This window comes from Klenkia sp. AC732, from assembly GCF_979256525.1.
Genome location: NZ_CEEDOS010000064.1, coordinates 1 through 14,819, shown reverse-complemented (window position 1 = coordinate 14,819; position 14,819 = coordinate 1). Strand labels below are relative to the sequence as shown.

Here is a 14,819-nt window from a genome sequence, read left to right as displayed (position 1 = left end):
GTACCTGGACCCGGGATGCGGGGACCGGGGGTGCGGGGACCGCGGTGGGGGCCGCCGGGAGTGCGGCCAGCACGGAGCGCAGCCGGGCGGCCCGGTCGGCGGTGACGTCCGTGCCGTCCGTCGCGACCGGCTGGGCGGTCGCCTGCTGCTCGGCCCGGCGCCCTGCTGCGCGCAGCGCCTGCGCCCGCTGGGTGACGGCCCGGTCCACCGGGGGCGGCCCGGCGCGGCGCGGGTCCCGGTGGGGGACCGCGCGCAGGGACGGGGCCTCGAAGCGGGCGGTCTCGTGCGCGGCGGCGGCGCGCGCGGCCTCGGCGCGACCGGCGGCGGCAGCGTGCTCGGCAGCCTGCACGGCATCGAGCCGCGCCGCCTCCTGCAGCTCGGCGGCCTCCTGCTCCGCGGCCACCCGCTCGGCCTCGACCCGGAGGGCCTCGACGCGGGCGGTCTCGACGCGGGCGGCCTCGACACGGGCGGCCCGGACGCGGGCGTTCTCGCGCTGGGCCTGCAGCTCCCAGGCCTCGGCCTCGGCGCGGGCCAGCTCGACCCGGGCCAGCGCGGCGACCTCGGCCTCGCGGGCGGCGGCCCGGCGGGCGGTGGCCGCGGATCGGGCGGCGACCTCGGCCGCCCGGGCGACGGCGGTCTCGTGCGCCTCCTGCTGGGCGCGCAGCCGGGCCGCGGCCCTCCGCTCGGACTCCAGCACCGCGGCCTGGCGGAGCTGGCGCTCGGTCACGGCCGGGTCCTCCACCTCGTCCTCCACCGCGTCCTCGACGTCGTCCTGGGAGTCGTGCTCGACGTCGTCCTCGACGTCGTCATGGAGGTCGGCCTCGTACCGGTCGTCTCCGGTCAGGTCCTGCCCGTCCTCCGCCAGCACCTCGGCGGACGCGGCGGCGGCCCGGCGGGCGGCCCGCTCCTGGGCCAGGGCACGGGTCAGCTCCTCGACGGCGACCCGCTGCTGCTCGTCGGCGTCGTCCCGGGCGGCCAGCTCGGTCGCGCCGGCGACGGCGGACTGCACCTCGTCGTCCTGGGTGACCATGCGCATCAGCGCGGCGGTGAACGGCGACACCGGCGCGTCGTCGTCCTCGTCGGGCACGGAGGGCTCGGGAGGCACGGCGGCCGGGGCCGGGGCGCTGCGGCTGGTGCGCTCCCAGGCCGGTGCCTGCGGGCCGACCGGCTCCTCGGCCCGGCGCTGGGTGAGGGGCCGGGCGGCGCGCTCGACCGGTCGGGCCACGGACTCGGCGGTGGGCACGGCGGTGGGCACGGCGGGTGCCGGGGCGGCCGCGCGGACGGCTGCGGCCCTGGCGGCGGCGGGCACCCGGGGTGCGGCCGCGGCGGCCGGGCGGGCCAGCGAGGTGGGGGAGTACACGTCGACGTCGGTGGGGCCGGCCGCACCGAGGAGGTCGGCCAGCTCGTCCACCGGGTCCACAGCGGGGTCCACGGCGGGGACGGCGGTGCGGGCAGCGCTCTGCTGGGCCCGGCTGACCTCCTGGGCGACCGCGAGCAGGTCGTCGACCGACAGGCCGCTGGTGGGCCAGGCGGCGAGCGCCTCGGCGGAGCTCAACGAGCCGGCCGGGACGGCGACGGGCCGGGCCGGGGCGGCGGACCGGACCGGGGCGACGGGCGCGGGCTCGCCGGCGGCGGGCGTGCCGGCGGGGTCCACGACGTCGGCGACGTAGCGCTCGGAGCTGAAGAACCCGGCGACCCCGCCGGAGCGGATCCGGCGGACGCCGCGGATCCGGACGTCGGGTCCGAACTCCTCGCGGGCAGCGGCGATGGCCTCGTCCCGGGTCGCCCCGGACGGCGGCTCAGGCGAGCGCGACGGCACCGTTCACCACCCCGATGGTCTCGATCTGGGCCGTGCGGGACACCTCGGAGTAGCTGATGACGGTGCAGCGGGTGACCACCTGGCGCATCAGCCGGGACAGCGCCGGGCGGACCTGCGGGGAGCAGACCAGCAGGGCGGTGATGCCCAGCCGCTCGGCGTCGTCGAGCAGGTCGCTGGCGCCGCGGGCCAGCGCGTCGACCTGACCGGCGTTGAGCGCCAGCACGGCGCCGGACTCGGCCGGGCGCACCGACTCCAGCAGCCGCTGCTCGAAGCCCGGGTCCAGGGTCATCACGTAGAGCTTGTCGTCGGCGGTCACGTAGGGCTGGCTGATCGCCGGGCCCAGCGCCGCCCGGGCGGCCTCGACGAGGCTGTCCAGGTCGGTGGCGGTCTTGGCACGCAGCGAGAGCGCCTCGAAGACCCGCACCAGGTCGCGGATGGAGACGCCCTCCTCCAGCAGCGCCTGCAGCACCTGCTGCACCTGGCCCAGCGACATCGACGCCGAGGTGAGCTCCTCGACCACGACCGGGTGCGTGCGGCGGACCATCTCGACCAGCAGCTTGACGTCCTCCCGGCCCAGCAGCTGGGCGGCGTTCTGCCGGACCACCTCGGCCAGGTGGGTGGTGATGACCGAGGAGCGGTCGACGACGGTCGCGCCGGCCATCTCGGCCTGGCGCTGCAGCTCGGCGGGCACCCACTTGGCGGCCAGCCCGAACACCGGCTCCCGGGTCGGCTTGCCGGGCAGGCCGTCGAGGGCGTCGCCGATGGCCAGCACGGTGCCGGCCGGGGAGATGCCCTTGGCGACGGGGACACCGTTGAGCCAGACGACGTACTGGGAGGCGGGCAGGTCCAGGTTGTCCCGGGTGCGCACCAGCGGGATGACCAGGCCGGTGTCCATCGCGACCTTGCGGCGCAGCGCCTTCACCCGGTCCAGCAGGTCCCCGCCGCGCGCGGTGTCGACCAGCTCGACCAGGTCGAAGGCCACCTCGAGCTCCAGCGGGTCGACCCGCATCCGCTCGGCGATCGCCTCGGGGGAGTCGGGGGAGGGCTCGGCCGGGGCCAGCGCCGCCGCCTCGTCCTCCTCGCTGGGCAGCTCCTCCTCCTGCACCCGGGTGGCCAGCACCAGGAAGAGGGCGCCGACGAGCAGGAAGGGCAGCTTGGGCAGGCCGGGGATCAGGCCCAGGGCCAGCAGGGCGCCACCGGCGATGCGCAGCGGCTGCTTCTTGCGCCCCAGCTGGGCGATCATGTCCTGGCCGAGCTCGCCGTCGGCGGCCGAGCGGGTGACCACGATGCCGGTCGCGGTGGACAGCAGCAGCGCCGGGACCATCGAGACCAGGCCGTCGCCGACGGCCAGCAGCGAGTAGGTGCTGACCGCCTCGCCGGCGGGCATGCCGTTCTGCACCATGCCGATGGTCAGGCCACCGATGAGGTTGACCAGCACGATGATGATCGCGGCGATCGCGTCGCCCTTGACGAACTTGCTGGCACCGTCCATCGAGCCGTAGAAGTCGGCCTCGGCGGTGACGTCGGCGCGCCGCCTGCGGGCCTGGGACTCGTTGATCAGGCCGGCGTTCAGGTCGGCGTCGATGGCCATCTGCTTGCCGGGCATCGCGTCCAGGGTGAAGCGCGCGCCGACCTCGGCTACGCGCTCGGCGCCCTTGGTGATGACCACGAACTGGATGACCACGAGGATCAGGAAGACGACCAGGCCGACGACCAGCGAGCCGCCGATGACGAAGTGCCCGAAGGCCTCGATGACCTGTCCGGCGTAGCCGTCGGAGAGCACCAGCCGGGTCGAGGAGACGTTGAGCGCCAGCCGCAGCAGCGTCGCGATCAGGATCACCGAGGGGAAGACGGCGAAGTCCAGCGGCCGCTTGATCGACATGGCGACCAGCAGGATCAGCAGCGACACCGCGATGTTGACCCCGATGAGGAGGTCCAGCGCGATGGTCGGCATGGGCACGACCAGCATGAGGACGATCGAGACGACCCCGATGGGCACCGCGGCCGTCGTCCACTTCACGAAGACCACTCTCGGCAGTCCAGGTGCCGGTCGGTACCGCCTCAGGCCGCGGCGGCGTCCGCGGGGTCGGCGGCGGGGGCGCGCCGGCGGCCGGCGACGGGCAGCCCGGTGGTGTCCGGGGCGCTGAAGCCGGGGCGGTGCACGCCGCCGCGGATGCCCTGGGCGCCCAGGTGCATCACGAAGGCCAGCACCCGGGCGACGGCGGTGAACAGCTGCGGCGGGACCTCCTGGCCCAGCTCGCAGCTGCCGTGCAGGGCGCGGGCCAGCGGGATGTCCTGCACCATCGGCACGTTCGAGGCCGCCGCCAGCTCGCGCAGCTTGCGGGCCACCTCCCCGGCGCCCTTGGCGACCACCCGGGGGGCACCGAACGCCGCGTCGTACTTCAGTGCGACCGCGACGTGGGTGGGGTTGGTGAGCAGCACGTCGGCCGTGGTCACGTCGGTCATCATCCGGTTGCGGGCCGCGGCGAGCATGGCCGAGCGGCGCTGGCCCTTCACGTGCGGGTCGCCCTCCTGCTGCTTGTGCTCCTGCTTGATCTCGTAGAGGCTCATCTTCAGCTTCTTCCGCGACTGCATCCGGACGACCATGTAGTCCGCGACCGCGAGCACGAGCCCGGTCATCGCGGCCACCCGCAGCATCAGCAGCGCCGAGTCGGTGAACACCGACGCCACGGCCGAGAGCGGCATGGACCCCGACGACGCCACCAGCGTCCGCGCCTTGTCGATGGTCAGCACGATCGTGACCCCGATGGCGGCGGTCTTGACGAGCGCCTTGGTGGTCTCCCACAGGCCGTGACCGCCGAACATGCGCTTGAGACCCGGGAACGGGTTGAGCTTGCTGAGCTTGGGCGACATCGGCTTCGCCGAGAACACGACCCCGCCCTGGCTGGCGGCGGCGAGCACGCCGACGACCATGATGCCCGCGGCCATCGGGAGGACGGCGGTCAGGAACGAGGAGAGCGCCTCCCCGAGCAGGGCGCTGATCGCCCCGGCCTCGGGACGGCGGGCGACCGCACCGATCTGCACGAAGAGCCGGCGCGCCCCGTCGAAGGAGCTGCTGACCATGAACGGCAGCAGGAAGCTGGCCGCGACCACGCCCAGCCAGGTGCCCAGCTCCTGGGTGCGGGGGACGTCGCCGTCCCTGCGTGCCTTCTTGAGGCGTTCGGGAGTCGGTTTCTCTGTCTTCTCACCACCCGGTCCGTCCTTGGCCACGCCCTCAGCTCCGCAGGGCCAGGAACGCGGTGACGGCGGTCTCCATGAGTGCGTCCAGCGCGGTGGGCAGCAGGGGGAAGGTGAGGCCCAGCATCGCCAGGGTCAGCATGATCTTGACCGGGAAGCCGAGGGAGAAGACGTTCATCGCCGGGGAGGCCCGGGACAGCAGCGCCAGCGCGACGTCGGCCAGCAGCAGCACCGCGACCATCGGCCCGGCGATCTGCATGGCGGCCAGGAACATCATCGAGACCGCCTGCACCAGGGTCTCCCCGAGCTGGTCGGTGGGCAGCACGGCGCCCAGCGGCAGCCCCTCGTAGGAGGTGTGCAGCCCGCGGACCAGCAGCAGGTGGCCGCCGCTGGTGAACAGCAGGGCGATCGCCAGCAGGTTGTGCAGCCGGCCCAGCGTGGAGCTGGTGCTCATCATCAGCGGGTCGTAGGCCGGCTGCAGGGAGAACCCGCCGGCCACGTCCAGCACGTCCCCGGCCAGCTGCACGGCGCTGAAGAACAGCTGCACGATGAAGCCCAGGGCCACCCCGATGACGACCTCGGTGAAGGCGGTGAGCACCAGGTACCCGACGGAGACGACCCCCAGCGTGGCCTGGACCTGGTTGAAGACCACGAGCGCGAGGGCGACCGACAGGGCGCCCTTGACCGGCGCGGGGATGGCCTTGGAGTTGAACGGCGGGGCGACAAGGACGAACCCGGCCGTGCGTGCGGTGGCCAGCAGCAGGGCCGCCAGGGTCGCCTCGGGGACCTGGAGGTCCACCGGGTCAGGTCCGGCCGAGGAGGGCCGGCAGGGAGGCGAACAGCGACTCGGTGAAGCTCACCAGCTCCGAGAGCACCCAGTTGCCGGTGAGCACCAGCGCGATCGCCACCGCGATGATCTTGGGCACGAAGGAGAGGGTCTGCTCCTGGATCTGGGTCGCTGCCTGGAACAGCGAGATCGCGAAGCCGACCAGCAGTGCGGTGAGCAGGATCGGGGCCGACACCTTGGCGGCCACGATCATCGTCTGCACCGCGATGTCGGTGATCTGGGCGTCGTCCACTAGCCGTACGTCCCGTACGAGCCGACCAGGGCGGTGGTGATCAGCGCCCACCCGTCGACGACGACGAACAGCAGCAGCTTGAACGGCAGCGACACGATGACCGGCGGGACCATCATCATGCCCATCGCCATCAGCGCGGCGCTGACCAGCATGTCCAGCACCAGGAACGGGATGAAGACGACCAGCCCGATGATGAAGGCGCTCTTGAGCTCGCTGAGCACGAACGCCGGCACCAGGGTCAGCATCGTCACCGAGGCGGGGTCGGCGGGCATCTGCTCGCCGGACAGCCCGACCATCAGCTTGAGCTCGTCCCCGCGGGTGTTGGCCAGCAGGAAGTCCTTGAGCGGCTCCACCCCGACGTCGTAGGCCTGTCCGATGGACAGCTGTCCGTCCAGGTAGGGCTGGACCGCCAGGTCGTTGATGTCGGCGATCACCGGGCCCATGACGAAGACCGTCAGGAAGAAGGCCAGCCCGGTCAGCACCTGGTTGGGCGGGGAGTTCTGCAGGCCCAGGGCGTTGCGGGTCAGCGAGAGCACCACGATGATCTTGGTGAACGAGGTGACCAGCAGCAGCAGCGACGGCGCGATGGACAGCACCGTGATCGCCAGGATCAGGGTGATGGCGCTGGAGGGGCTGTTGCCCCCGATGTTGATGTCCAGCCCGCCGGTGGAGCCGTCCACCACGGGGGCGATCGGCGCGGTCGGGTCGGTCGGGTCCACGGGGGCGGCGAGCGCGGCGGTGGCCAGCAGGGTCAGCAGGGCGGCGCCGGCGGTGGCGACCACCCCGACCCGGGTGGCCCAGCGACCGGTGCGCTCGCGCGCCGTCACTTGCGGACCGTGCGTTCGCGCAGGCCCTCGACGACCGAGGTCCAGGCGCCGCGGTCGAACACCGAGCCGGCGAGCAGGCCGGTGCCACCGGTGGCGCCCGTCGTCCCGCCGTGCCGGCCGACGGCCGGGGCGGCACCGCTGGGACGGCGCACGCCGGGGACCGGGGGCAGGCTGCGGGTGGCGGACGGGTCCTCGTCGAGCCCGGCGCCGACCGCGGCCGGACGGCGGGCGGCGCTGCGGGCGGCGGCCGCAGCGCGGCGGGCCGCCTGGGCCTGCTCGCGCTCGGACTCGATGTCGGCCAGGGCGTCCTCGACGACCTCGCCGTCCATCTCGGCGAGCAGGGTGACGTGCTCCTCGGTGGTGCCCACGACGAGCACCCGGTCGGCCACGCGCAGCACGCTGACCGTGCTGGACCGGCCCATCCGCTGCCGGGCGACGACCTCGATGAGCCCGTTGCCCCCGCCCAGGCCGCGCTTCTTGGCCAGCCGGGCGGCGAACCAGAGCACGCCGCCCACGAAGGCCAGCGTCAGCACCAGCCGGATGACCATCCAGGTCATGCCGACTGCTGCCCCAGCTCGGCGGCGGCGGCGTCGGTGACCACCTCGGTGATCCGCAGCCCGAACTCCTCGTCGACGACGACGACCTCGCCGCGCGCGATGAGGGTGCCGTTGACCAGCAGGTCCGCCGGCGCGCTGGCGGCGCGGTCGAGCTCGACGATCTCCCCGGGGTAGAGCGAGAGCAGCTCCTGCACCGTCATGCGGGTCCGGCCGATCTCGACCGTGACCTCCATGGCCACGTTGCGCAGCAGCTCCAGGCTGCCGCGCTGGGTCTGGCCCTGCGGCCGGGGGAGGGTCACCTGCAGGGCGAAGGTGGCCAGGTGCTCGCCGCCGGCCAGCAGCGGGACGGCGAGGAAGACGCCCTTGTCGCGCAGGCCGTCCAGGGCCGCCTCGGGCTCCTCCATCCGCTCGCTGGTGACGGTGACCCGCCCCAGCACCGCGGCGGCCGCCTCCAGTGCCGGGCGCATCGCCGCGGCGACGTCCAGCTTGCCGACCGGGGAGTTGGCCAGCGCCTCGACCAGCGGGCCGGCCACGACGAGGACGACGTCCCCGCTGACCTCCCCGGACAGCCGGGCGGTGATCGCAGCCGGGCTGCTGCCGGGCAGCGGGGCGATGTCGGGGTCGTCGACGGCCGAGCCGGTGCTCAGCGGGGAGGGCGCCGGCAGCAGGGTGCCGGCGGCCTGGGCGGCGCTGACCACCGCGGCGCTGATGGTGGCGGCGTCGTCGGTGCGTCCGCTCGTGCTGGTGCTCACAGGGCGTCCCTCGATGCAGTGGTGGTGAGGCCGGGGGCGGCGACGATCTCGGCGGCCAGCCGCCGGCGGTGGTTGCTGGCGACGGCGTGGGCGAAGACGACGTCGTTGGTGGTGACCTCCAGCGGGCTGTCCCGCGGGTGCCGCAGCAGCAGCACGTCGCCGACGGCGAGGCTGAGCAGGTCGGCGCTGGGCACGGCCAGCGGCCGGAAGCGTGCGTTGACCTCCACGGGCACCGCGCCCAGCCGCGCCGACAGGGCCTCGCTGGCGGCCTTGCGGTCGCGGACCGCCTGGGCGGACAGCTGCGGGGAGGTGGCGTCGTGGAGGGCGGGGGCGAACGGGGCGAAGGGCAGCATCACCGTCGCCTCGGTCTCCCGGTCACCCAGCGACAGCGAGAACGAGGCGACGACGACGGTCTCCGAGCTCACCGCCAGCTGGGCCAGGTGCGGGTTGTACTCGAAGCCCTCGAGGCCGAAGTCGACGCGCACGATGGGACGCAGCGCCAGGGCGAGCTCGTGCAGCACCCGCTCGAGGGGGTAGCGCGCCAGCCGGGTCTCCATGCCCGTCATCGGCCGCTGCGGCTGCTCGGAGGCGCCCGACCCGCCCAGCAGCTGGTCGATCATCGCCATCGCCATGTCCAGCGACCAGGTCAGCAGACCGCGGCCCTGCAGCGGCTCGAAGTTGAGCACCGTCATGAACGAGGGGTTGTCCAGGTGCGCGACGTAGTCGTCGTAGGCGAACTGGTCGATGCCGCCGAGCTCCAGCTTGACCTCGGTGCGCAGCACCTGGGTCAGGTTGGTGGCGCACTGCCGCGCGAAGGTCTCCAGCGCGTTCTGCAGCACCCGGACGTGGTCCCGGGACAGCTTCGTGGGCCTTCGGAAGTCGTAGCTGCGGGGCTCGCCGCGGCGCCGTCGCGCCGCCATCAGCGCTGCCCCGCGGGGGGCGGGTGCGGCGTCGGCGAGGGTCACGCCCCCCTCATCGGCGGTGCCGGGGGGCAACCTGACCGTCCACCCCTGCCCCGGACGTCACACCCACCCGACGAGGCAGGGGAGGCCCGGCACCCCCTCTCGGCGTCCCGAGGGTGTGCTGGGCCTCCCCTGCCTGGAGGTGGAGCGGGTTACTGGGTGACGTACTCGGTGTAGTAGATGCCCATCACCAGGTGCTCGCCGTCGACGTTGTAGGCCTCCTCGATGCGCTGCTCGAGCTCGGCCTTCATCGCCTCCCGGTTGCCGGTGACGTCGGCCAGCTGGGCGCCGGAGAACGTCTCGATGACGATGTCGGTGGCTCGGGACCCGTCGGGGGCCTCCTCGCCGGCCTCCTCGGTCAGCTGCAGGGTCACCCCGATCTTGAGGTAGCCGCTGCCGGCCAGGTTGACCGCCGTGGACTCCAGGGGGAGGACGGCGCCGGCGACCGGGGCGGGCTCGGCCTCGGCCTCGCCGCTGCCGGCGAAGAGGAAGAACCACGCCGCCGCACCGGCGGCCAGCAGCACCACCAGCACGATCGCGATGAGCTTCTTCTTGCCCCCGCCGGCGGACTCCTCGTCGACCGCGGCCTCGGCGGCCTTGGCGCTGGGCTTGGTCTTGGTGGGTGCGCTCACGGGGTGCTCTCCTGGGCGGTGACGGCGTTGACGGTGGCGGGCTCGACGGTCGTGGTGGGGGTGGCCCCGGCGGTGCGGGTGGCCTCGGCGGCGAGGCCGGGGAGCTGGGCGTTGGCCTCGGTGGAGGCGTCGGACAGGACGACGATGTCGACCCGTCGGTTGACCGAGACCGACGCGGGGTCGGAGTCGGCCAGCAGCGGCCGGGTGGCGGCGAAGCCGGCTGCGGACAGTCGGGCCTCGGGCAGCCCGTCGGTCTCGGCGAGGTGCCGGAGCACCGTCGTCGCCCGGGCGGTGGACAGCTCCCAGTTGCTGGGGAACGGACCGCCCGGCGTCACCGGCAGGGAGTTCGTGTGGCCCTCGATGCGCAGCTGGTTGGGCAGTGCGGCCAGCGTCGGGGCGAGGGCGTCGAGCACCCCGGCCCCCTCGGTGCGCAGGCCGGCCTGCTCGGGGCCGAAGAGCACCTGGTCGGCCACGACGTGCACGACCAGGCCGCGCTCGTCGATGGTGAACTCGACCGCGTCGGGCTGCCCCGCGGCGGCGAGTGCCGCCTCGATGGCCTGCTGTGCCGCGCGCAGCTGGTCGAAGGTGGCCTGCGCCTCGGCCTGCACCTGCTCGCTGTGGTCGGCGGCCGCCTGGGCGGCGGCCAGGTCCACCGAGCGCTGGTCGGCGCGCTCGGTCGGGTCGTAGTCCGTGGTCACCGGGATCGGCGCGGACATGGCGTCCAGCACACCCGGGTCGTTGGTGGGGGAGCCGTCGGTCAGCACGCTGGTCGGCGAGCCGAAGCTCTCCGACAGGCCCTCGGCCAGCGCGGCGAACTTGAGCTGGTCGACCTGGCTGATCGAGTAGAGGACGATGAACACGGCGGTCAGCAGCGTCATCATGTCGGCGAAGGAGACCAGCCACCGTTCGTGGTTCTCGTGCTCCTCCTCCTCGTGGGGCTTGGCCCGCCGGCGACCGGAGGGCGCGTGCCCGCTCACGCCGCCGCGGCCGCGGCAGCGGCCTCGCTCGGGGGCACGAGGCTGGTGAGCTTCTGCCGGACGGTGCGCGGGCTGGTGCCGGCCTGGATCTCCGAGATGCCCTCGACGAGCAGGGTCATCTGGGCGGCCTGCAGGTCGCTGGTACGGGTGATCTTGGCGGCCATGGGGAGCCAGAAGACGTTGGCCGACAGCACGCCCCACAGGGTCGCGACGAAGGCGGCGGCGATGAGGTGGCCCAGCGTCTCGGGCTTGTTCAGGTTCTCCAGCACGTGGATGAGCCCGATGACGGTGCCGATGATGCCGATGGTCGGGGCGTAGCCGCCCATCGCGGTGAAGAACTTGGCGGCGACCTTGTCCTCGGCCTTCTTGGCCGCGATCTCGCTCTCCAGGACCGTGCGCAGGTCCTCGGGGTCGGTGCCGTCCACGGCCATCTGCAGACCGCGCTGCAGGAAGGCGTCCTCGATGGCCTTGATCGAGGCCTCCAGGGCCAGCAGGCCCTCCTTGCGCGCCTTCTCCGCCAGCGTCACCAGGGTCTGGATCTGCTCGGTGGCCGGGGGCACCGCGACCGGCATCAGGCCCATCTTGAACCAGCCGCCGAGCTTCTTGACGTCGGCCATGGTGGACCCGGCGATCGCGGCGCCGAAGGTGCCGACGAAGACCAGGATGATGGGCGGGAGCAGGATGATGGCCATGGGGGACGAGCCCTCCATGATCATCGAGGCCACGATCGCGACGAGCGCGACCGCGACACCGATCAGGGTTGCCGGGTCCATGTCAACGCTCCTGGCGGATCGGGAAGGCCAGGACCGAGTGGTCCGCGGTGGCCGTGGGACGGGGGGTCAGCTCCAGCACCGGGTAGGCGCCGCGGTCCATCGCGTAGGCCGTGGCGAGCACGTCGGCGCGGTAGTCGCGGATGGCGCGGAGGACGTCGTGGACGCTCTCGCGGACCAGGAAGCGGACGTCGTCGGTCAGGGTGACGACGGTGTCGGGGTGGGCCTCGACGCGCTCGATCAGATCGGGGTTGAGCGCGAAGGCCTCCCCGTTCAGGCGGGTCAGGCAGATCACCGGTTGCTCCTGGGTCGAAGGGCTGCCCGGGGTGGGCAGTTGTGTTGTCGGCCCTTGCGCGGAGGTGCTGAAGCCGAACGGCCCGGCCCCCCCGAAGGGGTGACCGGGCCGTCCTGGTACTGGCGCCGCAGCAGCGGCTGGGGGGTCAGCGCTTGAGGTTGACCAGGTCCTGCAGCAGCTCGTCGGAGGCGGTGATGACGCGGCTGTTCGCCTGGAACCCGCGCTGGGCGATGATCAGGCCGGTGAACTCCTCGGAGAGGTCCACGTTGCTCATCTCCAGGGCGCCGGAGGTCAGCGTGCCCAGCGAGCCGTTGCCGGCGGTGCCGATCAGCGCGACTCCGGAGTTGTCGCCCTTGGAGTAGGACGTGTTGCCCATGTTGACCAGGCCCGAGGGGTTGTCGAACGTGGCCAGCGCCAGCTTGCCCACCGAGCGCCGCTCGCCGTTGGTGTAGACGCCGGTGATGGTGCCGTCCTCCAGCAGCGAGAAGCTCTGCAGGCTGCCCGAGCCGTAGCCGTCCTGCTTGGTGGTGGCGACCGGGGTGCCGGCGGCGAACGCGGTGACCTGGCTCATGTCGAAGTCGACGTCGCCCCAGGGCATGGCCACGGTGAGGACGGAGTCGGCGGCCGAGCCGCTGGAGGTGCCGTTGGTGACCGCGCCGAAGGTCGGGTTCTGGCCGCCGGGGAACGAGACGGTCGTGGAGACGATCGGGGTGTTCGGGGTCTTCTCGTTGGCCACGGTCAGCGTCCAGTCGCTGTTCGCGCCGGCGGACGTGGCGGCCTGGGTGTAGGTGAGCACCATCCGCTGGGCGGTGCCGGCCTCGTCGTAGAGGGTGGCGACGGTGCTGACCGAGTTGCCCGTCGTCCCGGCCACGTACTGCACGTTGCGGCTCAGGGTGGCCGAGGTGGAGGCGTTGGGGGGCAGCGCGGCGCCGTACTGGATGGCCAGGTCGCCGAGCGCGCCGTTGGTGTTGACGACGCCGGAGGCATCGGCGGCCCAGCCCTGCACCCGGGCGCCGTCGGCGGTGATCAGCTTGCCGGAGCCGTCGAAGGTGAAGGAGCCCGCGCGGGTGTAGAGCTGCTGCCCGTCGGCCTCGGTGACGAAGAACCCGTCGCCCTGGATCATGAAGTCCAGTGCGCGGCCGGTGTTCTGGGTCTTGCCCTGGCCGAAGTCGGTGGTGATGGCGGCCAGCTTGACGCCGAGCCCGACCTGCGCCGGGTTGCTGCCGCCCTCGAGCCCGTCGGGGCTCTTGCCGCTGCGCAGCACCTGGGTCAGCGTGGTCTCGAAGACCGTGTTCTGGGTCTTGAACCCGACGGTGTTCACGTTCGCGATGTTGTTCGCGACGGTGTCCATCTTGGTCTGGTGGGCGCGCAGGCCGGAGATGGCCGAGAACATCGAACGCAGCACGGTGGCTCCTGGGGTGTCGGTCGGGCAGGTGGGTCAGGCGGAGATGGCGGTGAGCCGGCCGACGGGGACGGTGGTCCCGCCGATGGTCGCCACGGCCTCGGTGGAGGCGGTCGGGATCGTCACGGAGCTGATCTGCCCGGTGACCGTGCTGCCGTCGGTGTCGGTGTAGCTCACCGTCTTGCCGACCAGGGCGCCGGCACTGGAGGCCCGCTGCATCGCCAGCATCGCGGTGTTCTGCTCGGAGATGGTCTGCAGCGCCTCGACCTGGGAGTAGGTCGCGCTCTGCGAGATCAGCGCGCTGGAGTCCGTGGGGGCCTGCGGGTCCTGGTACTTCATCTGGGCGACCAGGAGCTTGAGGAACGTGTCCTTGTCCATCCCGGTGTCCCCGACCGAGGTGGTCGGGGTGCTGCCCATCAGGCTGGCGATGGGTGTGGCGTTGGTGATCGGGGTGGTCACGGTTCCTCCTCAGACGCGGACGTCGACACCGGTCGACGGCCCGCCGGTACGGGTGTGACGAGTGGTGCGTGTGGTGTCGGAGTCCTCATCGGCAGTCCCGGTGCCGGTCGGTACCGTCCCGGACCGCCGGTCGGTCCCCCAGGCCCGGTCGTCACGTCCCTGGGCCCAGCCCTGGGCGGTCGACTGCTGCCCGCCCGAGCTGCCCGACGGCGCCGAGGGGTCCGGTGCGTCGGGGGAGACCTCCGCCGAGGTGACCGTCAGGCCGGCTGCGGCGAGGTCCCGACGGAGCTCGGGGAGTGCCTCGGTCAGCGCCGCCCGCCCGTGCTCGTGGCCGGCCGCCAGGCTCAGGGTCACCTCGTCGCCGGTGACCACCAGCTGGACGTGCACCTCGCCGAGGGACTCGGGGGCCAGGACGACGGTGACCGTGTGGCTGCCGTCGGGGCCGGAGGCCATCGCCGTGAGCTGGGGGGCCAGCTGCGCGGCGACGGGGGGTGCGGGGGCGGCAGCGGGTGCCGCCGGGGTCGCGCCGGCGGTTGCACCGGCGGTGACGGTCGGCGCGGGCGCCGGGCCGGTGACGGTCTGCTCGTCGCCGGCCGGGGTGACGTCGGCGACGGCCGGCGGCGCTGCCGCGTCGCGCACGGGTCCCTCGGCGACCCGGACGACCGCGGTGTCGACCGGGAGGCCGGTGGCGGGGGCGCCGTCGCCCGCAGCAGAGGGCGCGGTGGCCCGGGCCGGGGCGGTCCCGGTGCCGGTGAGTGCCCCGTCCTGCTGCTGTCCGGTGCCGGCACCGGTGCCGGTCTGGGCGCCGGACGTCGGGGCGGCCGGCGCCGCGGTGCCGGCCGGGTCCGTGGTGGCCGTGCCGGGACCGCCGGTCGTGCCCTCGACGGGCTCCCCGGTGGTCGGGGCCGCGACCGGGACGGCGACCGGGACGGCGACCCCCTCGGTGACGGCGGCGGGCAGGGCGCCGGGGGCCGGCGTCGCGGGTCCTGCGGTCGGCTCGGCAGGCACCGTCGCTGCCGGGGTGACTGCCGGGGGGACGGGCGGGGTGGCTGACGGGGTGGTGGTGGCGCCCGAGCCGCCGGCCGCGCCC

The 14,819-nt window shown here is 73.6% G+C and carries 16 protein-coding genes; all 16 read right to left on the bottom strand.

Annotated elements, in window-relative coordinates; all coding sequences use genetic code 11:
* Positions 1-1,819: hypothetical protein (locus AC0IVP_RS20835; protein WP_471759081.1), on the bottom strand; the 1,819-nt coding region annotated here is incomplete at its 3' end.
* Positions 1,800-3,839 (bottom strand): flagellar biosynthesis protein FlhA, encoded by a 2,040-nt coding sequence (gene flhA, locus AC0IVP_RS20830; protein ID WP_471759079.1) that lies wholly within the window; start codon positions 3,837-3,839, stop codon positions 1,800-1,802. The genes AC0IVP_RS20835 and flhA, both read right to left, overlap by 20 nt.
* A gap of 41 nt (positions 3,840-3,880) precedes the next feature.
* Positions 3,881-5,050 (bottom strand): EscU/YscU/HrcU family type III secretion system export apparatus switch protein, encoded by a 1,170-nt coding sequence (locus AC0IVP_RS20825; protein ID WP_471759077.1) that lies wholly within the window; start codon positions 5,048-5,050, stop codon positions 3,881-3,883.
* Between the two features lie 4 nt (positions 5,051-5,054).
* Positions 5,055-5,816: a flagellar biosynthetic protein FliR gene (gene fliR / locus AC0IVP_RS20820; protein WP_471759075.1), complete on the bottom strand. Its 762-nt coding sequence runs from the start codon at positions 5,814-5,816 to the stop codon at positions 5,055-5,057.
* A gap of 4 nt (positions 5,817-5,820) precedes the next feature.
* Positions 5,821-6,096, bottom strand: coding sequence for a flagellar biosynthesis protein FliQ (gene fliQ / locus AC0IVP_RS20815; RefSeq protein ID WP_471759073.1), 276 nt, complete (start codon positions 6,094-6,096; stop codon positions 5,821-5,823).
* The gene (gene fliP / locus AC0IVP_RS20810) at positions 6,096-6,923 is read right to left on the bottom strand and encodes a flagellar type III secretion system pore protein FliP (protein ID WP_471759071.1); all 828 of its coding nucleotides are present in this window, start codon (positions 6,921-6,923) and stop codon (positions 6,096-6,098) included. The genes fliQ and fliP overlap by 1 nt, the downstream gene beginning before the upstream one ends.
* The gene (locus tag AC0IVP_RS20805) at positions 6,920-7,480 is read right to left on the bottom strand and encodes a FliO/MopB family protein (RefSeq protein WP_056292892.1); all 561 of its coding nucleotides are present in this window, start codon (positions 7,478-7,480) and stop codon (positions 6,920-6,922) included. Before AC0IVP_RS20805 ends, fliP begins: the two co-directional genes overlap by 4 nt.
* Positions 7,477-8,232, bottom strand: a complete 756-nt coding sequence (gene fliN, locus AC0IVP_RS20800; RefSeq protein WP_056292890.1) for a flagellar motor switch protein FliN — start codon at positions 8,230-8,232, stop codon at positions 7,477-7,479. The genes AC0IVP_RS20805 and fliN overlap by 4 nt, the downstream gene beginning before the upstream one ends.
* Positions 8,229-9,197 (bottom strand): flagellar motor switch protein FliM, encoded by a 969-nt coding sequence (locus tag AC0IVP_RS20795; protein ID WP_056292883.1) that lies wholly within the window; start codon positions 9,195-9,197, stop codon positions 8,229-8,231. The genes fliN and AC0IVP_RS20795 overlap by 4 nt, the downstream gene beginning before the upstream one ends.
* Positions 9,198-9,346: 149 nt before the next feature.
* Positions 9,347-9,826, bottom strand: coding sequence for a flagellar basal body-associated FliL family protein (locus AC0IVP_RS20790; RefSeq protein WP_056292882.1), 480 nt, complete (start codon positions 9,824-9,826; stop codon positions 9,347-9,349).
* Positions 9,823-10,803 (bottom strand): OmpA/MotB family protein, encoded by a 981-nt coding sequence (locus AC0IVP_RS20785; RefSeq protein ID WP_471759069.1) that lies wholly within the window; start codon positions 10,801-10,803, stop codon positions 9,823-9,825. Before AC0IVP_RS20785 ends, AC0IVP_RS20790 begins: the two co-directional genes overlap by 4 nt.
* Entirely contained in the window at positions 10,800-11,576 is a 777-nt protein-coding gene (locus tag AC0IVP_RS20780; RefSeq protein WP_056292881.1) for a motility protein A, read from the bottom strand. The genes AC0IVP_RS20785 and AC0IVP_RS20780 overlap by 4 nt, the downstream gene beginning before the upstream one ends.
* Position 11,577: 1 nt before the next feature.
* Positions 11,578-11,868 carry a flagellar FlbD family protein gene (locus AC0IVP_RS20775; protein WP_056292880.1) on the bottom strand — a complete coding sequence of 97 codons (291 nt, stop codon included), beginning with the start codon at positions 11,866-11,868 and terminating at the stop codon, positions 11,578-11,580.
* A gap of 145 nt (positions 11,869-12,013) precedes the next feature.
* On the bottom strand, positions 12,014-13,273 hold the full coding sequence (locus AC0IVP_RS20770; protein ID WP_056292878.1) for a flagellar hook protein FlgE: 1,260 nt from the start codon (positions 13,271-13,273) through the stop codon (positions 12,014-12,016).
* 33 nt (positions 13,274-13,306) lie between these two features.
* Complete coding sequence (locus AC0IVP_RS20765) at positions 13,307-13,729, bottom strand: flagellar hook assembly protein FlgD (RefSeq protein WP_082556732.1); 423 nt, start codon at positions 13,727-13,729, stop codon at positions 13,307-13,309.
* A 9-nt stretch (positions 13,730-13,738) separates the two neighbouring features.
* A partial coding sequence (locus AC0IVP_RS20760) for a flagellar hook-length control protein FliK (RefSeq protein WP_471759067.1) occupies positions 13,739-14,819 on the bottom strand: 1,081 nt, incomplete at its 5' end.